At 67.3% G+C, this 18,910-nt stretch carries 16 protein-coding genes and 1 pseudogene; 12 read left to right on the top strand and 5 right to left on the bottom strand.

All coding sequences use genetic code 11. The annotated features are described in order from the left end of the window. Positions 1-15 precede the first annotated feature (15 nt). The 5 genes and pseudogenes from ACFWAY_RS00560 to ACFWAY_RS00540 all read right to left on the bottom strand — a co-directional run bounded on the left by ACFWAY_RS00560 (position 16) and on the right by ACFWAY_RS00540 (position 4,661). Positions 16-669: a hypothetical protein gene (locus ACFWAY_RS00560; RefSeq protein ID WP_378457015.1), complete on the bottom strand. Its 654-nt coding sequence runs from the start codon at positions 667-669 to the stop codon at positions 16-18. A gap of 61 nt (positions 670-730) precedes the next feature. Further along, the gene (gene treS / locus ACFWAY_RS00555) at positions 731-2,932 is read right to left on the bottom strand and encodes a maltose alpha-D-glucosyltransferase (RefSeq protein ID WP_378457014.1); all 2,202 of its coding nucleotides are present in this window, start codon (positions 2,930-2,932) and stop codon (positions 731-733) included. Between the two features lie 98 nt (positions 2,933-3,030). Beyond that, positions 3,031-3,307, bottom strand: a pseudogene (locus ACFWAY_RS00550) (DUF1937 family protein). 45 nt (positions 3,308-3,352) lie between these two features. Further along, positions 3,353-4,141 carry an alpha/beta fold hydrolase gene (locus ACFWAY_RS00545; RefSeq protein WP_378457013.1) on the bottom strand — a complete coding sequence of 263 codons (789 nt, stop codon included), beginning with the start codon at positions 4,139-4,141 and terminating at the stop codon, positions 3,353-3,355. Between the two features lies 1 nt (position 4,142). After that, on the bottom strand, positions 4,143-4,661 hold the full coding sequence (locus ACFWAY_RS00540) for an RbsD/FucU domain-containing protein (RefSeq protein WP_378457012.1): 519 nt from the start codon (positions 4,659-4,661) through the stop codon (positions 4,143-4,145). A 253-nt stretch (positions 4,662-4,914) separates the two neighbouring features. On the opposite strand from ACFWAY_RS00540, the gene ACFWAY_RS00535 reads away from it, so the two are divergent. The 12 genes from ACFWAY_RS00535 (at position 4,915) to ACFWAY_RS00480 (ending at position 18,875) form a co-directional block, all read left to right on the top strand. Continuing rightward, positions 4,915-5,673, top strand: a complete 759-nt coding sequence (locus ACFWAY_RS00535; RefSeq protein WP_378457011.1) for an SDR family NAD(P)-dependent oxidoreductase — start codon at positions 4,915-4,917, stop codon at positions 5,671-5,673. Positions 5,674-5,798: 125 nt separating this feature from the next. Beyond that, complete coding sequence (locus tag ACFWAY_RS00530; protein ID WP_378457010.1) at positions 5,799-7,436, top strand: GMC family oxidoreductase; 1,638 nt, start codon at positions 5,799-5,801, stop codon at positions 7,434-7,436. Beyond that, positions 7,433-7,942, top strand: a complete 510-nt coding sequence (locus ACFWAY_RS00525; protein ID WP_378457009.1) for a hypothetical protein — start codon at positions 7,433-7,435, stop codon at positions 7,940-7,942. The genes ACFWAY_RS00530 and ACFWAY_RS00525 overlap by 4 nt, the downstream gene beginning before the upstream one ends. Before the next feature lie 60 nt (positions 7,943-8,002). Then, positions 8,003-8,788 carry a GntR family transcriptional regulator gene (locus tag ACFWAY_RS00520; RefSeq protein WP_378509509.1) on the top strand — a complete coding sequence of 262 codons (786 nt, stop codon included), beginning with the start codon at positions 8,003-8,005 and terminating at the stop codon, positions 8,786-8,788. After that, a complete protein-coding gene (locus tag ACFWAY_RS00515) occupies positions 8,781-10,601 on the top strand; it encodes a putative nucleotidyltransferase substrate binding domain-containing protein (protein ID WP_378509508.1) in 1,821 nt (606 codons plus the stop codon). The genes ACFWAY_RS00520 and ACFWAY_RS00515 overlap by 8 nt, the downstream gene beginning before the upstream one ends. Next, positions 10,598-11,242: a PolC-type DNA polymerase III gene (locus tag ACFWAY_RS00510; protein ID WP_378509507.1), complete on the top strand. Its 645-nt coding sequence runs from the start codon at positions 10,598-10,600 to the stop codon at positions 11,240-11,242. Before ACFWAY_RS00515 ends, ACFWAY_RS00510 begins: the two co-directional genes overlap by 4 nt. Positions 11,243-11,441: 199 nt before the next feature. Continuing rightward, positions 11,442-12,905 carry an APC family permease gene (locus tag ACFWAY_RS00505; protein WP_378509506.1) on the top strand — a complete coding sequence of 488 codons (1,464 nt, stop codon included), beginning with the start codon at positions 11,442-11,444 and terminating at the stop codon, positions 12,903-12,905. A gap of 44 nt (positions 12,906-12,949) precedes the next feature. Next, positions 12,950-14,389, top strand: coding sequence for an aldehyde dehydrogenase family protein (locus tag ACFWAY_RS00500; protein WP_378509505.1), 1,440 nt, complete (start codon positions 12,950-12,952; stop codon positions 14,387-14,389). Next, positions 14,386-14,643, top strand: coding sequence for a hypothetical protein (locus ACFWAY_RS00495; RefSeq protein ID WP_378457003.1), 258 nt, complete (start codon positions 14,386-14,388; stop codon positions 14,641-14,643). Before ACFWAY_RS00500 ends, ACFWAY_RS00495 begins: the two co-directional genes overlap by 4 nt. A gap of 35 nt (positions 14,644-14,678) precedes the next feature. Then, complete coding sequence (locus ACFWAY_RS00490) at positions 14,679-16,112, top strand: FGGY family carbohydrate kinase (protein ID WP_378509504.1); 1,434 nt, start codon at positions 14,679-14,681, stop codon at positions 16,110-16,112. Continuing rightward, positions 16,105-17,544 (top strand): NAD(P)/FAD-dependent oxidoreductase, encoded by a 1,440-nt coding sequence (locus ACFWAY_RS00485; RefSeq protein ID WP_378509503.1) that lies wholly within the window; start codon positions 16,105-16,107, stop codon positions 17,542-17,544. Before ACFWAY_RS00490 ends, ACFWAY_RS00485 begins: the two co-directional genes overlap by 8 nt. Then, on the top strand, positions 17,541-18,875 hold the full coding sequence (locus ACFWAY_RS00480; RefSeq protein ID WP_378509502.1) for an NAD(P)/FAD-dependent oxidoreductase: 1,335 nt from the start codon (positions 17,541-17,543) through the stop codon (positions 18,873-18,875). The genes ACFWAY_RS00485 and ACFWAY_RS00480 overlap by 4 nt, the downstream gene beginning before the upstream one ends. The last annotated feature ends 35 nt before the right edge of the window (positions 18,876-18,910 follow it).

Raw genomic sequence — 18,910 nt, 5'->3', positions numbered from 1 at the left:
GTCCGAGAACGGCGGTCAGTCCGGGGGGATCGACGGCGGTCGATCCACGGTGAGGATGTACACGCTGATCACCATCACCCAGGCCGGGAAGACCAGCGTCACCCAGAGACTGAAACTCACGACCACCAGCAGGGTGAAGGACAGCAGGTAGGTGGCGACGGCCAGCCATCGCGGCATCAGTCCGGTGCGCAGCCAGATGGTTCCCAGCGAGATCATGAACACCCCGGCCATGCGGACCCCGTAGACGTTGTTCACATGCAACATCACCTCGCGCCCGAAGAAGACGAGGTCGTTCTGCGGAACGTTGGAGAGCCGGGAGACGGCGAGGAGCCCGCCGGCGACTGCCGTCGACACGAACGTCATGGCGAGAAACAGCAGCCCACTGCCCAGGAAGACGGTCGAGAAGAATCGGTCTTCGAGGTCCCCGAGCCGGTCGCGGATGACACCGATGAACCACAGGAACGCGATGCCCGCGAAGGGCGCGAGTATCAGGGCCGTCGTGATCTGCCTTTGGTGGTGCAACCACGGGGTAGCGGCTTCGCCGGGCAGCGCGCTGCGCAGCAGGACGATGCTGGAAGCGAACAGGACACCGAAGACGACACCGGCGACGGCCGCGGCCCGCGGAGTCCGTAGCTGGTGGAACTCGGCCTCGCTCTGTGTGCCGGCCATGAGATCAGTCTTCGCCGAGGTCGAGCTCCAGGGCAACAGCGACCCGCAACCGTGACCGGCTTCAGCCAGCGTCGTCCGCCCTGCCCGGTCTCACGACGACAGGAACTCCCTCGTACGGGGCCAGGGTGATCGGGAAGCTGTGGAGTTCGTCGACGGTGCCGATCTGTTCGTCGGTGAACAGGTTGACCGCAGGCGATCCCGCCGGCAGGAACTGGGACTGCACGGTCGCGGCGACCTCCTCGGACGTAAAGTTGAGAACGGTGACTTCGAGACTCGAGTCCGCCAGTTCGTGGACCATGACGAGCAGCCCCTTGTGCGACACCGTGGGCACGTCGAGCTGGACCGCCGTGGCGATGCCGAACCGGTTACGGACGTCGATGATGCGGGCGAGACCGCGAGCGAAGGACGCCGGATCCTGCAGTTGCACCGGCAGACTCCCGTACAGGCTGATGCCCCGGGGGATGCCCGACTCCGACCGTGCGGCATCGGGATTGACCCCCATCAGGTCGTGCGCGCCGCGGTTGATCCAGCGGGTGTCCCCTTCGGCGAGAAGGTCGGCGACGTCCTCGGACGGCACGGGCAGCAGCCCGCACAGATCCCAGCCCGACAGGGCGAAGACACCGGGCTGGAGCGCGTTGAACATCGCCAAGAGCAGATGCGCCTGTTTGACGGTGTCGATGTCGGCGGCATCCATCCTGTCGAGGTCGCGGATACCGAGCGCCGCCGTGATGACGCTGGCGGTCGTGCAGGCGATCCCGTTGGTCGTGAACGTCCGGTTGTACGGGGCCCAGCGTCCGGTGAGCCGCTCGCACAGATCTTTACGGATGCGGTCACCGAGATCGGACCCCGTGACCGACTCACCGCCGTACGCGAACTGGTCGTCCTTGTGCAGCGTCGCGAAGTGGACCAGTTCGAACGTCAACTCGTCGTGGTTCTGCAGGGCATGGACGAGCGACGCGGCGTCGACACCGTGATCGCGGGCGAGGTTCATGGTGAGCCGGAGAAATTCGGTGTTCCCCATGACGAGGGCGTGATGGTAGGCGGGACGATTGATGAAGTCGTAGGACAGGTCGGCTCCGGTCGTACCCATCGCCTTGATGTCGTCGATGGTGAGGTTCAATTCCTGGAACGTGAATCCCCCCATCTTCCGCACGATGCTGGCGATCAGGTGATTCGCCGCCTCCGACAGTGGATGCCCCTCCGACCAGCCGGGCAGTCCTTCGGTCCTGCGTTCGACCCCGAGGAATCCGTTGGCGTCCAGTCGAAGCGCGCCGGCACCGAGGTCCGCGATGGAGTGGCAGGCGTCCCCGATGACGAGGCGCATGCCCGCGAACGACGGATCCAGCCAGTTGATGGAGGGCTGCCCGGCCTTGAAATAGTGCAGATACACCCACCTCCGCTCGATGCCGTCCACCCCCTTCACCACGGGGGTGACGCTCCAGTTGGTTTCCTTGACACCGAGTTCGTAGAAGATGACGCGCTGGAGTTGACCGATGATGTACCCGGCCCGGGCGAGTTGCGCCTCGGTGTCGGCGTCGATGTTGACCGAGTCCCGGCCTTCCGGCACGCGGGGAAGCAGATGCCAATCCTGTTGTTCGATCTCCACCATGTGATAGATACCGGGGTAGTCGGCGTATGCCATCTCGGCGAGCCGGAAGTCGGCGCCCTTGCCGGTGTGGCCGGGGACGATGTCGTCGATGACGATGCCGTCGTACGCTGACGCGACAACGCACAGCTTGCGGAACTCCTCCTCGGTCCCGAAGGCCGAGTCGATCTGCATGCTGATGCGATCGAAATGGCCGTCCACCGACGGCGTTGCCCGCCACCCCTTGATCCCGCCTGCCTGCTTCACCGGGCCGGTGTGCACCGCCGTCACCCCGATCTCGGAGAACGCCTGCCACAGGGACTCGTCGCCGAGCGAACTCAGGAAACTCGCGCCCGGTGCGGTGATGATCGAAATCGGGTACGCCGTGAACCACACCGATCCGCGTTCCACCGCTGCGCGCGGATTCGGGTCGGCATACGGGTTCTGCCACATGCTGCCCTTGCCGGACAACTGCTCCGCGATCAGCTTCGCATCGTGCAGAATCGACTGATTGATCAGCCACTCCACATAGTTCGGGTTGTCCGGCACGGGCTCACCCGTCTGCGCATCGACCCTGGTCGCACGGCGGACCGACGGTTTCAACGGCCGAGGGCGCGCCGGGTAGAACTGTTCGTCGTAGCTGATCTCGCTGGGCTCGTGATGGATCTCGGGGTTCATGGTCCTCCGTCGTCATCTCGTCTGCTCCGCCGCACCGGTCGCCTACCCGTCCACCGTCCCACGGAAACGACCGCCCGGCATGGGGAGTTGGACGACTGTCAGCGGACCGCGGAACTTTCGGGTGCGACGAAGTCCGCGGAGGCCTCGGACCACAGGCTCACCCGCCGGCCCCGGCTCTCGAAGAACTCGATCTCGCGTCTGATGCCGGAACTCTGATCCCATCCGGTTGACCGGATGTGACATCGACACCTGACTGAACACCGCGTGACCGGATTCGACGATGTATCCCGCTACTTCGTTGCTTGCCGGAAATCGCTCGTGCGTCACCGCCGGATCGGCATGGCTGTAGGGGCAGGCCAGAAAGATCTTTCTCATGGGGTCCTCGTGATTCGTGGGCGAAGGCCCCGGTACAGGGCGCACTCATCGAGAACCCGCCGGAAGTGGACGCACGGTCCGACACCATCCCGAGATCGCGTCGATCATCAGCGACGCGACCTCCCGGTGGGCGACGTCGTTCGGAATGTCGTGGTAGCCGCCCGGGATGACGACGCTCTGTCCGTGCTGCAGTTCTCGTGCGAATTCGGCGGCCCGGTCCGGCGTCGCAAACGCGTCGAATTCGCCGTTGACCAACAGGATCGGCATCGGCATCGCGGGCAGAGACGCCCGCACTTTTCCTCCGGCCACGGTCAGCGCCTGCCAGAGGTTCGGTTCGGCGGGAGCGGTGTCGAAGCCGAGCGGGTCGTTCTCGAGTGCATCGAGGTACGACCGGTCCTTCGCCATGACGAGGTCCATCCGGCCCTGCGCCTCACGCGGCAGACCCCAGAGGGGCGCTCCCGTCATGATCAATCCGGTGCGCAGGGACGGGGTGCGGACCGAGAGGAGCGCCCCGGTCAGGGCGCCGAGCGAGTGGCCCAGCACGACCACCGGCAGGTCGGGCTCGTCGCCGGCCATGATGTCGACGAGAACTCCTGCATTGGAAGCGAGTTCGTCCACCGAGGGAAAGAATCCGGCCGGTCCGCCGGTGTGACCGTGGCCGAGGTGATCGGGTGCCCACACGTCCAGGCCGGCCGAGTTCAGCTGCCCCGCCAGCCGGTGATAGTGCCCGGAGTGCTCGCCGAATCCGTGCAGGAGCACGATCCGCGCCCAGGGCCGCGAGGCTTCCCACTGCCGGTAGTAGACCTTGTTCCTGACGCCGTCGAAGAAGGGCATGTCAGGCCCCCGGGCTTCGCAGATCGGTCGACGGCGTCGCGGTGGGCAAATCCTCGAACCAGGTCGGTGACGTGAGCCAGTTCAGCGGAATCGGCGGGCTCGGGTAGCCCGCGACGAGAACCACGTTGCCGTGCACCGAATAGTCGCCGGTCTGGACGAAGACCTTCACGCGGTCGCGAAGGTCGTAGAACTCGGGGAGATACCGCACCTCGTGGACGTTCTCCTCCCCCACCAGTTCGGAGACGAACTTTCGGGCTTCGGGGTTGGCGGTCACCATGTCCTCGGTGACGACGGCTGCTTCGAAATCGCCTACCTCGCACAGCACCGACAGCAGATCCCCGACCGACGGCAATCCCGGTGCGATGCCGAGATCGATCGTCTCGACCTGCGGCGACAGTGGAACGAGGCTCGCGGAAGACGTGCCGCTTCCCGCGTCCGCGACGTAGATCATCTCGCCGTGCCGGAGCTGGCTCACGACGGCGGCCAGGCGTTCGTGCAGCAATCGGGCTTTTGGTGCCATGGGATTCGTCCTTCGATCGAGGGCGTGAGGGTGTGCGGCGCAACGCACCGGGCGCAAAATGTTCTCTAGTCGACAATCGACTAGAAATCTAAGGCGCTTCCGCTCGGAGGTCAAGCGCTGAACAAACCCCGGCCCGGCGCTTGACCGATCGTCACGGGAGGGCGCACACTTGCTTGGTCGATTGTCGACAAAGAGTCAATCGCTTCCGCGTCTACGCGCTTCCACATCCACATGACCCTCGAGGGAGAACACCATGGGCCAGCTGCTGCAGGGCAAGACAGTCATCGTCACGGGTGCCGGCGGAGGCATCGGCCTCGCCACGGCCTTGCATCTCCACGACGAGGGGGCACAGGTGGTCGCCACCGTGCACTCCGAGTCCAGCCTTCCCCAGCTGAAGGTCGACGACGATCGCCTGATCGGCCGCGTCGTCGATGTCACCGAAGAAGAGCAGGTCGAGGACCTCGTCGACTTCACGGTGGCGACGTTCGGCAAGCTCGACGGGATCGTCAACAACGCCGGCATCCTGAAGCCCGGCACCATTCTGGACGCGTCGGTCGAGGACTTCCAGAAGACGTTCGACGTCAACGTGAAAGGCGTGTTCCTGGGTTCGAAGTACGCGATTCCCGAGATGCTGAAGGTGGGCGGCGGGTCGATCGTCAACTTCGGTTCCATCAACTCGATCGGCGCCGAGAAACTGCTGACCACGTACACAGCGAGCAAGGGCGCCGTGCTCACGTTGACCAAGGCCATCGCCTTGGACTTCGGCGCGCAGGGCATCCGCGCCAACACCCTCTGCCCGGGCTTCGTCGACACCCCGCTGAACGTGCCGCACTACACGGCACTCGGCGGCCGCGAGGAACTCGAGGCCGGGCTCCCCGACTTCCAGCCGATCGGACGCGCCATCCTCCCCATCGAGATCGCCCACTCCGTCGCCTTCCTGCTGTCGGACCACTCCACGGCCATCACCGGGACGGCGTTCGTCGTCGACGGCGGCGTTCTCGCCGGGGCCTGAGCATCCAGTCTTGCGGTGGGAGCCCTGCCGCCTCGGGCTCCCACCGCAATCCCATTTGACAGCCGACGTGACTCCCATCACCATTGATTTAATGTCGACAATTAGACGAAATGAGGTCGACCACGATGACTTCCACTGACTCCGATGTCACCCAGCACGACGTTGTCGACGTGTTGGTGATCGGCGCGGGTCCGTCCGGCGCGGTGGTCACGCACACCGCTGCCACGGCGGGACTGAGCACCCTCTGCCTCGAGCAGGGTGACTGGGTCAACCCCAGCGACTTTCCCGCCAACCACCCCGAGTGGGAACTGCTCATCCAGCACGACTGGGCGCACGATCCGAATGTCCGTGCCCTGCCGTCCGATTACCCGGTCGACGTGACGGAATCCGACATGTGGCCCGTGATGTTCAATGCCGTCGGGGGAAGTTCCATCTTCTACGGAGCGGAGTGGCCACGGTTGCTGCCCTCCGACTTCCGGGTCAAGACGCTCGACGGTGTCGCGGACGACTGGCCGATCAGCTACGACGACCTCAAGCCGTACCACGACGAGGTCGACGAATTCATCGGCGTCTCCGGAGTCGACGGCGACACCGCCTACCCCGAGGGGCTCGAATACCCGTTGCCGCCACACCCCTTGGGCAAGCCCGGCATGAAGGCGGCCGAAGCCGCGAACAAGCTCGGCTGGCACTGGTGGCCGGGCACCAACGCGATTCCCAGCCAGAAGAACAAGACACTCGAGCAGTGCGGTCGCTGGGGCGTCTGCGAATGGGGTTGTCCGCAGGGCGCGAAGGCCTCGTTCGACTTGATCTACATGCCGCAGGCGCAGCAGGCCGGCGCCCGCGTGGAGACCGGTGCGCGTGTCCGCAGGATCGTCACCGGCGACGACGGCCGCGCCGCAGGCGCCGAATGGGTGGACCGCACCGGCGCGGTCCATTTCCAGCCGGCCCGGGCAGTGATCGTCTGCGCGAACGGCATCGGAACACCGCGGCTCCTCCTGCTGTCGGCCGACGAGAAGCATCCGGACGGCCTGGCGAATTCCTCGGGGCAGGTGGGCCGGAACCTCATGCTGCACCCCAACTGCACCGCCGTCGGGTACTACGAGGACAACCTGGAGAGTTGGCGCGGGCCGGCCGGACAGCTGATTCACTCCATGCAGTTCTACGACACGGACACCTCCCGCGGATTCGTCCGGGGAGCCAAGCTGCACGCCCTCCCCACTCCGGGACCGCTGAACACGATCGAGACCCACCGGCAACTCGATTTCGACGACCTGTGGGGACCGGCCATCCACGATGTCGCGCGCGCGGCGTCCAACGGCATTCTCTGGGCGGCCAACGTGGAGGATCTGCCCGAAGAACACAACCGGGTCACCCTCTCCACCGAGGAGTTCGATGCCGACGGCCTGCCTGCGCCGAAGGTCGAGTACCGGGTCAGCGAGAACACCCGCAAGATCCTGAAATACACCGTCGACCGCATGGTCGAACTCCACGAGGCGGCGGGCGCGAAGCAGATCTTCACGCAGGAGTTGTGGGTCGACCAGCCAGGGCACCTCCTCGGGACGGCCCGGATGGGCGACGATCCGGCGACGTCCGTGGTCGATTCGTACGGCCGGGCCCACGATGTCGACAACCTCTACATCGCGGACGGCAGCATCTTCGTCACGTCCGGCTCCGCCAACCCGACCTGCACGATCAGCGCCCTCGCCCTCCGGGTGGGCAAGAAGGTCGTCGACGACGTCACCACACGGAAGGCATCGGCATGAGCACCACATCCCTCGACCTGCAGTCGGCACCGAAGCGGCGACTGTCGGTACCGGGCAGGCACACGGCACCGCCGTGGCCGCTCACGGACTCCGAACTGACGACGCTCCTGCGGATCGCGGACTGCCTGATCCCCGCGTCCGGTGAGAATCCCGCCGCCAGTGAGGCCGACGAGTACCTCCGCTACCTGAATCTGGCGCTGGCCGCGCGGGCCGACGTCTTCGACGCGGTCCTCTCCGCGGTCGACAAGGCAGCCGGTCTCCACGGTGACGACCTGCGCGCGGTGATCAAGCGGATGTGGGCCGAAGACAAGTGCACGTTCGATCCGCTGTCCTCGATCCTCGCCGGCGCCTACTTCATGACTCCCCAGGTCAAGGCACTGATCGGGTACCCCGGGCAGCACCGGGACGCCGCCGGATTCGAGGATGCGGCCAACGAACTGGACACCGGGATACTCGATCCGGTGCTCGAACGCGGCCACTTCTACGTGTCCGCGAACGGCGAATAGCCGGCTCGGGCGCTCCCCCGTTCCGCACTGTTGATCTATTGTCGACAAGAGGCTCCCGGCGTGGTCAACGTCGAGTCAACCACCATCAGAAAGGTCAACCCGATGACTCTGTCACCGAATCGTCCACCGGGATCGACTGTGGGTCGACGCGAGGACGGCGACATCTCCCTCGGGCGGATCCATCAGCGCACCACTCCGGGCACGGTCGCGGGCGTCCTGCGCACGGCGATCCTCGACGGCACCCTGGCCCCCGGCAGTCAGCTCCGCGAAGCACACATCGCCGCCGACCTGGGCGTGAGCCGGGCGCCACTGCGGGAGGCGCTGAGCATCCTCGCCGACGAAGGCCTCGTGGTGAAGATCGCGTACAAGGGTGCGTTCGTCGCCGAGGTCAGCGCGAAAGGGATGGCCGAGATCGCCAGCCTGCGCAAACGGCTCGAGCCCTATGCGATCGAACTGGCACTGCCACGACTGTCGGGTGCCGGCCGGACCAAGATCGTGCGGACCCTCCAGGACATGGCCCGGGGCGCCGACGACGGTGACCTGACCCGGACCATCGACGCGCACATGAGCTTCCATCGGGTGATCTACGAACTGTCCGAACACGGCCTCCTGCTGGACCTGTGGCGCAGCTGGGAATCCCAGCTCCAGTTGTTCCTCTCGGCGGATCATCAGTCGTTCCCCGACCTCCACGACGTCGTCGCCGAACACGAGCGTCTGCTCACCATCATCGATACCGGCGACCTCGAGGCGATCACCCGCGAGATCGACCGGCACGTCCACGGTTCGACCGACGCTGCCCCGGCCGCGACCGCGGCAGGCGACGGTTCTCCACCGTCGAATGCGTGAGTACGTCGACTTCCTCGGCAGTCAGCCGCCCTACGACGCGCTGGACTCCGCCGACCTCGACGCCCTGGCCCGGACGGTGGAGGTCGAGTACTTCGTCGCCGGCGCACGGATCGTCGAGGCAGGCGAGGCCCCACTCGATCACTTCTTCGTAGTCCGCACCGGCGAGGTCGAGGTGATCGACCGCGGCCGGGTCGTCGACCTGCTCGGCCCCGGCGAAACCTTCGGGCAGATCTCGGTGCTGTCCGGTTTGCCTCCGCCTCTCGCGATCCGCGCCTCGGAAGACACACTCTGCTACCGCTTCCCGGACCCGCGGCCGGTGCTGCGGCACCCGCAGCGACTCCAGTTCGGGCATTACGGCACCCTCGTCACGCGGGAACGATTGGCCCGCTCCGGACTGGTCGATCAGGCGTTGCGTGCGGCCCGTCATCAGATGCGCCCCGTCGTCTGGTGTCCCGCCGACGCGACCGTGAGCGAGGCCGCGTCCGTGATCACCGACGCCGGCCAGTCGTACGCGCTGATGGACCGGGGCGGTGCGATCGGCATCGTCACCGACAACGACTTCCGGCGGGCGTTCGCCGACGGGCACGTCGACGCGCACGGCCCGGCATCGGTCATCGCCTCGTTCCCCGCCCGGTCCGTCCCCGCCGAGACGCTCGTGGGCGATGCGTTCCTGACGATGGTCGAGTCGGGGGTGCACCACCTGGTCGTGACCGGCACCGGTGAGAGACCGGTGGGGATTCTCCGCGTCGTCGACCTCGCGTCGGCCGAAGTGCGCAATCCCCTCGTCGTCCGCCGGGCGATCGACGACGCGACCACGGTGGAGGACCTGGCGTCCGCGGCGGCCCTGCTCCCCGGAACCTGGGTCGAGTTGTACGACACCGGAGCGTCCGTCATGCACGTCGCGGGTCTGATGTCCGCGGTGATCGACGCGATCATCAGTCGGCTCGTCGAGCTGACCGACGTCGGCGCCGACCACGTTCCCCACCGGACGTCCTGGCTGCTTCTCGGGTCGGTGGCCCGGCGCGAACCCCTCCCCAAGTCGGACGTCGACACCGGCCTGGTCTGGGAAGACCTGCCCGGCACGGACTCGCCCGCCCGGAAGTTGCAGAACTGGGCCGGGCGCGTCCTGGACAACATGGAACGCTGCGGCCTGCCCCGCTGCGCCGACGGCGCCAACGCGACCAACCCCCTGTTCGCGCGCTCGCGCACCGACGCGGTCGCCGCCGCGACGTCGTGGATCACGAATCCCACCCAGAAGAACGCTCTGCTGCTGTCGTCGATGATCGCCGACAGCAGACCCGCCAGCGGGATGTCGCTCGGACGTTCGGTGTCCGACGCCATGCTCGCGACCACCCGCAGTCGCGAGTACCTGTCGGCCCTGCTGCGCTTCACCACCTCCCGGCGACCTCCGGTCGGGTTCGTGCGCAACTTCGTGGTCGAGCACTCCGGCGCCAACCGCGGCCACCTGGACCTCAAGGCGGGCGGACTCGTGCCGATCGCCTCCCTGGGCCGGTGGATCGCCGTGGTCACCGGGGACGATCGCGGCTCCACCCTCACCCGACTGCGGCGCGGTGAGGCCGCCGATCTGCTCACCTCGGACGAAACCGAGACGCTCGTGCGCGCGTTCGAGTACGTGTACGGATTGGTTCTGGGCCGCGAGATCGAGGCCATCAAGGGCAACACCGTCGCGACGACATGGGTCGCGCCCAACCAACTGGACACGCTCACCCGCCGGTATCTGCGTGAATCGTTCCGAGCGGTGGCCGAGGTCCAGAACCGGCTGGAAAGTGAATGGGTGGCGCGCCTTCCATGAGGGCGCACCGGAGGTTCCGCCGCCCCGACACTCTGGTGCGCCCGTGGCGCGACGCCGAGTTCGCGGTCGTCGATCTGGAGACGACCGGACTGGATCTGGTGCGGGACACCATCGTGTCCTACGGGGCGGTCGTGGTCCGGCACGGCCGCATCGTCATGGCGGAGAGCGTCTACGGGCTGGTCCACCCCGAGTGCGACATCCGCCCGGAGGCCGTTGCCGTCCACACTCTGCGGGAGGCGGACGTCGCCGATGCGCCACCGTTGAGCGAGGCCGTCGGCGTCCTGCGCCATCTCCTCACCGACCGTGCCCTCGTTGCCCACGCGGCGTGGGTCGAGACGGCCTTCCTCTCCCGTGCCTTCCGCGACAGCGGGCTGAAGTTCCGGCCGCCGGTCGTCGACACCGCTGCTCTCGCCCGTGCGGTCGGCGTGGCGCCGCGACAGCACCGGTGCGAGCCGAACCTGGAATGGCTGGCCGACACGCTCGGTCTGCCCGTCGTCGATCCCCACCACGCGCTGGGCGACGCGGTCACCACGGCACAGGTGTTTCTCGCACTGGCGTCCCGGCTCGAGCGCCTCGGTTGCGACACCGCACGGTCCCTCGTCGATCTGACTGCCGGCGATCGTCGCCTCGGGCGCGGTTGACGCAGAGGCAATCCAGTCGAAACAACTGGTGATTGAGGTCACACCGATTTGTGGTAGATTGTCGACAGTAGAACAAGAGCGGCGCATCCAGTCGCCTTCTTCCACGACAACCGAACCTCGTCTCGGCGCATCCCCCGCCGAGATACCCGCGACAGAGACCAGCGAGGTCACGATGGCCATAACCCCGGAAGAGCCCCCGGTGTCCACTCAACCGCCCACCGAGCCCGAGCGTCCGCTCCTCGATTCCGGAGCGGACAGCGATTCCGCGTATCTGGAGAAGCTCGGCTACAAGCAGGAACTCAACCGAACGCTGGGACTGTTCTCCGCCTTCGGAGTCCAGTTCACCTCGATCGCGATCGCCTCCGGTATCTTCACGACCCTGATCGTCGGATTCGGATTCTTCGGGCCCGCGTCGTTCTGGTCGTTCCTCGTCGGCGGCGGCCTGCAGGTGTTCACCGTGGGACTCGCGGTCGCGCAGCTCGTCTCGGCCTACCCACTGGCCGGCGGGGTGTATCAGATCACCGGGCGGATCACCGGGAAGCCGTGGCTGGCCTGGCAAACCGGATGGTGGCTGCTGATCGCGCACACCGTCGCGGTCACCACCGTCGCCGTGAGCATCGCCCCCTTCGTCGCCGGCTGGTTCGGCGTCACGTTCGAGGACAACACCGACGCACTCCCCTGGGCGCTCGGCCTGATCGTGCTCGGCACCGTCATCAACATCGCCGGAGTCAACGTCGCCGCCGTGCTCAACAACATCGGTGTGGTGGCGGAAGTGCTCTGCGTCGTCGCACTCGTAGCCGTGCTGCTGATCGTGAAGCATCCGACCCAGCCGCTGTCGTTCCTGAGCGAATCCGGCGGAACGACCACCGGCGGCAACTGGTTCGTCCCCTTCCTTCTCGCGATGATCCTTCCCGCATATGCGATCTCGTCGTTCGACGCGACCGGAAACGCCTCCGAGGAGACCAAGGACGCCGCCCGCAAGGCGCCGATGGCATCGGTGATGGCCAACGTCTCCTCCTACGTCGTCGGCATCTTCATGGTCGCGTTGATCATGCTCGCCATCCAGGACCTCCCGGCGGTCATGGAGAGCACCACCCCGGTCAAGCTGATCCTCGACACCGCGGTCGGTACCGCATTCGCGAACATCTTCGAGGCCGTCGCGATCGTCGCGCTGTTCGCCGCCCTGGTCATGCTGCAGCTCACCGGAATTCGCGTCCTGTGGTCACAGGCACGCGACGGCCAGATCCCCGCGGCGTCCTGGCTGCGGAAGGTCAGTGCCCAGCGGATCCCGATCAACGCGACCCTCACGATCTTCGCGATCTCCGTGGTGTTCGCACTGTGGTCCTCGCTGCTGTCCGTACTCGCAGCGATGACGGCACTCGCCTGGGGAATGGCCTACGGTGTCGTGGTCGTCGTCGGCTTCTACGGACTGGTCAAGCGCAAGTTGCCGTCCCACCCGTGGCACTACGGCATCGTCAGCCCGGTCATCTTCGTCCTGGCGATCGCCTGGTCGGTCGTGCTGTGCGCACTGCTGATCTACTCCGACCCCACCCATGTCGGCCTCGGCATGCTGCTGGTCATCGCGTCGGGCGCCGTCATCTACATGCTGATCCCCAAGAGCAGGCGCGGTAAGTCCATCGACACCCAGGCCGGACACCTCTGACAGCCCGCTCCCCCGAGAACCGACCCACATTCGAAAGGAACTTCATGTCATCCACGCTTCGTTCCGTCACCAACATCATCGACGGCAAGGCCGTGGCAGGATCCTCCGAGCAGGTGCGACAGGTCCGCAACCCGTCCACCGGCGAGGTCGTCGCCGAACTCCAGGAATCGACCGTAGAGGACGGCTACCGCGCCGTCGACGCGGCCCGCGCGGCCTTCCCGGCCTGGGCCGCGAAGACGCCCGGCGAGCGCTCGCAGATTCTGCACGACCTCGCCAACCTCCTCGAGGCGAACCTGGACGACCTCGCCGACCTCGAGACGCTCGATGCCGGCAAGCCGACCACGGCGGCGAAGGGTGACGAGCTTCCCGGCATCGTCGCGGCGTTCCGGCACTTCGCCGGTGCGGGCCGGGCGTTGTCCGCGCAGGCCGCCGGTGAATTCACCGCCGGCAACACCAGCTTCGTCCGGCGCGAACCCCTGGGTGTCGTCCTCGGAATCACGCCGTGGAATTTCCCGCTCTGGCAGGCGATCTGGAAGCTGGCGCCCGCACTGGTCGCCGGCAACACCGTGGTCATCAAGCCGGCCGAGCTGACCCCGCTGGCCACCACCCGGTTCGCGGAGCTCGCGCAGCAGCTGCTGCCCCCGGGTGTTCTCAATGTCGTGCACGGCAAGGGCAGTGTGGTCGGGGACGCTCTCGTTCGTCACCCCGACGTCAACCTCGTCTCCTTCACCGGCTCGACGTCGGCCGGACAGCGGATCGCCGAGGCGGCGGGTGCGACACCCAAACGGCTGGTGCTCGAGCTGGGCGGGAACGCTCCCGTCGTCGTCTACGACGACGTCGACCTCGAGGCCGCTCTCCCGATCCTCACCAACGGCATCCTGTTCAACGCCGGCCAGGAGTGCATGTCGGCAACCCGGCTGCTGGTGAGCGAGACCATCCACGACACGTTCGTCGCGGCGCTGGCCGACAGCCTGCGGGCGGCCCGGATCGGTGACGCGGCCGACGCGTCGACGGTTCTCGGACCTCTCATCTCGGAGGGCCAGCGGGCCCGCGTCGCCGGGCTCGTCGACGGCAGGCCCGACCACGCACGGGTGGTGACCGGCGGCAGGATCGTCGACAGTCCCGGCTACTTCTACGAGCCCACGCTCATCGACGGTCTGCAACAGGACGATCAGCTGGTGCAGGAAGAGATCTTCGGCCCGGTGGCGACGGTCCAGACGTTCACGGACGAGGCGGACGCGCTGGAGAAGGCCAATGCGGTCGAGCAGGGACTCGCCGCGTCGGTCTGGACCCGCGACATCGGTCGTGCGCTGCGGAACGTCAACGCGATCGAGTCCGGAGTCGTGTGGGTGAACAACCACATGGCGGTCGGCCCGGAAGGACCGCTCGGCGGTTTCAAGGGCTCGGGCTACGGTAAAGAGGGCGGCGCGGCCGGCCTCGAGGAATTCACCCGGGTCAAGCACGTCATCGTGAGCCTGTCGTGACGGCGCCGAGCCGCCACGACACCGCGTGGCGCACGTGGGAGCCGGCAGAGCCGGAAGACGCGGTCGGACGGGCCATCCGGCGGATCGACCTGCGCAGCGGTACGGCGTCGCCCTGGGCGCACGCCACCATGGTCGTGCCGTCGCGCGGACGCAAGTGCTGGTTGGTGACGTTGTGGGACGGCAACGTCGACGTGTGGCGGGTCGACGACACGACCGCGAGATACGAGTTCGATTTTCGCAATCGGACCGACTAGACCTGTCCCACCCATCCGATTCGAAAGGAAGAGCTGTGACAGTCCTTGCCATCGACCAGGGCACGTCCGGCACGAAGGCTGTCGTCGTCTCCGAGGACGGCGACGTCCTCGCGATCGCCGAAACACCGGTCCGTCCCGCATATCTCGCCGCGGGCGGCGTGGAGCAGGACCCGATGGAACTGCTGAGCTCGGTCCTCGAAGCGGGACGGAGCGCGGTCGCGAAAGCGGGTGTGCCCGTGTCCGCCGTGTCCCTCGCCAACCAGGGTGAGACCGTCCTGGTGTGGGATCCGGACACCGGCCGACCGCTCAGCCAGGCCGTGGTGTGGCAGGACCGTCGGTCGGACCAGCTGTGCCGCAACAAGTCCGAGTCCAAAGCATGGGTCGAACAGCGGACGGGCCTGGTGCTGGATCCGTACTTCTCGGCGCCGAAGATGCAGTGGTTGCGGCAGAACGCCACCGCAGCGGGCGTGGTCACCACGACGGACACCTGGATCGTGCACTACCTGACCGGAGAGTTCGTCACCGATTCCGCCACCGCCGGCCGCTCACTGCTCACCGACCTCGACACGGTCGCGTGGGATCCGCAGCTCCTCGATCTGTTCGAGCTCTCCGCCGAACGGATGCCCACCATCGTCGCCAACGACGTCGTCGTGGGAACCACGGATGTCTTCGGATCCGACACTGCCGTCGGCGGTCTCGTCGTCGATCAGCAGGCGGCCCTCCTGGCGGAGCGGTGCTTCGACGCGGGCACCGCCAAGTGCACGTTCGGCACCGGGGCGTTCCTGCTGGCCAACACCGGCACGCTCCCGGTCCGTTCGGCCGCCGGGTTGGCGTCCTGCGTCGCGTGGAATGTGCGCGGGAAGACGTCGTACTGCGTCGACGGCCAGGCCTACACCGCCGCCTCTGCCATCCGGTGGATCCAGGACCTCGGCCTGATCGAGTCGGCGCGCGACCTCGACAGTGTGGCCGCGCACGATTCCGGTGGAACGTACTTCGTGCCCGCGCTGGCCGGTCTCGCCGCACCGTGGTGGCGACCGGACGCGACGGCGTCGTTCTCCGGGATGACGTTGTCCACCGATCGGTCCCAGTTGGTGGCCGCCGTCCTCGAGGGGCTGGCGGCGCAGACGGCGGAGCTGGTGTCTGCCGTCGAAGGCGACCTGGGCGCTCCCCTCACCCGGCTGCGGGTGGACGGCGGACTCACGCGGTCCCGCCGCCTCATGCAGGCCACGGCCGATCTGATCCAGATCCCCCTCGACGTCTATCCGTCGTCCCACGCCACCGCTCTCGGTGCGGCGGCCTGTGCCAGATTGTCACTGAACCCGGACCTGTCCCTGGAGGACGCGGTAGCCGACTGGGAACCGGCGACCACCTACGAGCCGCGGTGGTCGGTCGACCGCGCGGCAGAATTCCGATACCACTGGCGGGCGGCCGCACGAGCGGCACTGCCACAGGAGAAAAGCGATGACTGACACCCCTCCGCCCCCCGACTACGATTTCGTCGTGCTCGGTGCGGGCATCGTCGGCTCGGCGATCGCGCGGGAGCTGGCCGGATACCACCACACCGTGGCACTCGTCGAGGCGCGGGACGACGTGGGCGACGGGACGAGCAAGGCGAACACGGCGATCCTGCACACCGGATTCGACGCGAAACCGGGCACACTCGAATCCCGCATGGTGAGCCGCGGTTACACGCTGCTCTCCGAATACGCACAGCAGACCGGGATTCCCGTCGAACGGTCGGGCGCCATCCTCGTCGCGTGGAACGACGAGGAACTGGCCGCACTGCCGGGCCTGCGCGACAAGGCGGCCGACAACGGCTACACCCACTGCGAGATCATCGACGCCGACGAGGTCTACCGGCTCGTGCCCGCGCTCGGTGACGGCGCGCTCGGCGGGCTCACCGTCCCCGACGAGTCGATCATCTGCACCTGGACCACCAACCTCGCGCTGGCCACCGACGCCGTCGCCCGCGGAGTGACGCTGCGGACGCGGACCCGCGCCGAGTCGGTGACGGTCGAGTCCGAGCGGACGATCCTGCACACCTCGAGCGGCGACATCGGCGCGCGGTGGGTGATCAACGCCGCCGGTCTGGGAGCCGACTACGTCGACAAGGAATTCGGTTACGACCGATTCCACGTCACGCCTCGGCGCGGCGAACTGCTCGTCTACGACAAGCTCGCGCGACCGCTGATCGACAAGATCGTGCTCCCCGTCCCGACGTCCCGCGGCAAAGGTGTTCTCGTCAGCCCGACGATCTACGGCAACGTGATGCTCGGGCCCACCGCGGAAGACCTCACCGACCGTTCCGCGACGGCGACGTCGGAAGCCGGCTTCGAGTTCCTGCTGGGCAAGGGCGGCAAGCTGATGCCGCGACTGCTCGAAGAGGAGGTCACCGCCACGTATGCCGGACTCCGTGCCGCCACCGATCACGGCGACTACCTCGTCGAGGTCGACCACGACCAGCGTTACGTCCTGGTCGGCGGAATCCGCTCGACCGGACTGACGTCCGGAATGGCGGTGGCCGAGTACGTCGGCGAACTGCTCACCAAGGCAGGCGTACTCGACAGCGCACGCACCGAATTGCCGCCGCCACCCCGGATGCCGAACATCGGCGAAGCATTCACTCGCCCGTATCAGGACGCCGAACTCATCGCGCGTGACAGTGAATACGGCAGGGTCGTCTGCTTTTGCGAGCGCGTCACGGCGGGTGAGATCCGCGACGCGTACCAGTCGCTGATTCCCCCGGCCGGACTCGAAGGGCTCCGTCGCCGCACCAGGGCGATGAACGGCCGATGCCAGGGCTTCTTCTGCGGCGCCGAGGTCGGTTCGCTCGTCGACGCACACCGATGCCCCGCCGGGTCGCCCGAGACGACCGAGACCCGGAAGGAAGCCGTCCGATGAGCGCTCCCGACACCTCACGCACCGTGATCACCGCCGATGTCGCCATAGTCGGCGCAGGCCCCGCCGGGTTGGCCGCAGCCACGCAGCTCGGAAAGGTCCACGGGCGCCAGGCTCTCGTCCTGGACCGCGAAAGCCACGCCGGTGGGATCCCGCGGCATTGCGATCACCCCGGTTACGGCATCCGCGACATGCACACGTTCATCGGCGGCCCGGCCTACGCCGAACGCCTGGTGCGGGAGGCGAAGTCCGCGGGAACCGACATCATGCCGAACGCGATGGTGACGGCAGTGCATCCGGGCGGCGCGCTCGACGTCACCTCGCCCGCGGGTCTCCTCCGCATCGAGTCCAGGGCGCTCGTCCTCGCCACCGGTGCCCGCGAGCGTGCCCGTCCGGCCCGGATGATTCCCGGCGACAGACCGTCCGGGGTCTACACCACCGGACAATTGCAGAACATCGTGCACCTGCACCACGGCCGTGTCGGAACACGCGCGGTGGTCGTCGGCGGCGAACTGGTGAGCTGGTCCGCGGTCATGACTCTGAAGCACGCCGGGTGCACGACCGTGCTCATGACGACGCAGTACCCGTCGCCGGAGTCCTACGCCGCCTTCATCATTCCCGGCAAGGCACTGTTCCGGCTCCCGATCGCCACCCGCACCCGCGTCGTGCGCGTCATCGGCCACGGAAATCTGGAGGCGGTCGAGATCGAGAATCTCGACACCGGCGCCCGCGAGATCGTCGAATGCGACACCGTCGTCTTCACGGGCGAGTGGATCCCGGACCACGAACTCGCGCGCACGGCGGGTATCGCCATCGACCCCGGAACGAAGGGACCGCTGGTCGACACCGCTCTGCGGACCAGCCGGCCGGGCGTCTTCGCCGCGGGCAACGTCCTGCACCCGGTCGACACCGCCGACATCGCTGCCCTCGACGGCACGTTCGTCGCAGACCGGGTGGCCGCGTTCCTCGACGCCGGCGAAGCGATCGATCCGGGTGCGACCGCGGTGCGCATCCTCGCGGCCCCGCCGTTCCGCTGGGTTTCCCCCGGAATCCTTCGGGCCGGCGACCCGGCCCCACCACGCCGGCGCCTGCTGCTGTGGACCGATCAGCTGGTCCGGTTCCCGAAGGTGACTGTCTCACAACGGGGTCGCGTCGTCGCGACCAAGCTGCTGCCGTGGGCCGCGTCACCGGGACGGGTCTTCCGCGTGCCGTGGTCGATCATGGACGCCGTCGACCCGGAGCAGGGACCCGTGACCGTCGGACTGGCGAACGCGCCTCAGGTGGGAACCATGCGCAACGCGGCAGGGGAATTCATCCCGACCCGCTGCAGCTGAGCACACCCCGACACCCTCTCTCGTTTCAGCATCAT

It is taken from the genome of Rhodococcus sp. NPDC059968 (genome assembly GCF_042738615.1).
GTDB lineage: Bacteria > Actinomycetota > Actinomycetes > Mycobacteriales > Mycobacteriaceae > Rhodococcus_F.
Note: the sequence above shows the minus strand (reverse complement) of the source record. Positions and strands in the feature narration are given on the sequence as shown.

Excerpts from the sequence above, each read along its gene's own strand:
- ACFWAY_RS00515 (WP_378509508.1), top strand. The coding sequence starts at position 8,781 with ATGCGTGAGTACGTCGACTTCCTCGGCAGTCAGCCGCCCTACGACGCG.
- ACFWAY_RS00525 (WP_378457009.1), top strand. The coding sequence starts at position 7,433 with ATGAGCACCACATCCCTCGACCTGCAGTCGGCACCGAAGCGGCGACTG.
- ACFWAY_RS00510 (WP_378509507.1), top strand. The coding sequence starts at position 10,598 with ATGAGGGCGCACCGGAGGTTCCGCCGCCCCGACACTCTGGTGCGCCCG.
- treS (WP_378457014.1), bottom strand. The coding sequence starts at position 2,932 with ATGAACCCCGAGATCCATCACGAGCCCAGCGAGATCAGCTACGACGAA.
- ACFWAY_RS00545 (WP_378457013.1), bottom strand. The coding sequence starts at position 4,141 with ATGCCCTTCTTCGACGGCGTCAGGAACAAGGTCTACTACCGGCAGTGG.
- ACFWAY_RS00480 (WP_378509502.1), top strand. The coding sequence starts at position 17,541 with ATGAGCGCTCCCGACACCTCACGCACCGTGATCACCGCCGATGTCGCC.
- ACFWAY_RS00500 (WP_378509505.1), top strand. The coding sequence starts at position 12,950 with ATGTCATCCACGCTTCGTTCCGTCACCAACATCATCGACGGCAAGGCC.
- ACFWAY_RS00485 (WP_378509503.1), top strand. The coding sequence starts at position 16,105 with ATGACTGACACCCCTCCGCCCCCCGACTACGATTTCGTCGTGCTCGGT.
- ACFWAY_RS00540 (WP_378457012.1), bottom strand. The coding sequence starts at position 4,661 with ATGGCACCAAAAGCCCGATTGCTGCACGAACGCCTGGCCGCCGTCGTG.
- ACFWAY_RS00560 (WP_378457015.1), bottom strand. The coding sequence starts at position 669 with ATGGCCGGCACACAGAGCGAGGCCGAGTTCCACCAGCTACGGACTCCG.
- ACFWAY_RS00530 (WP_378457010.1), top strand. The coding sequence starts at position 5,799 with ATGACTTCCACTGACTCCGATGTCACCCAGCACGACGTTGTCGACGTG.
- ACFWAY_RS00535 (WP_378457011.1), top strand. The coding sequence starts at position 4,915 with ATGGGCCAGCTGCTGCAGGGCAAGACAGTCATCGTCACGGGTGCCGGC.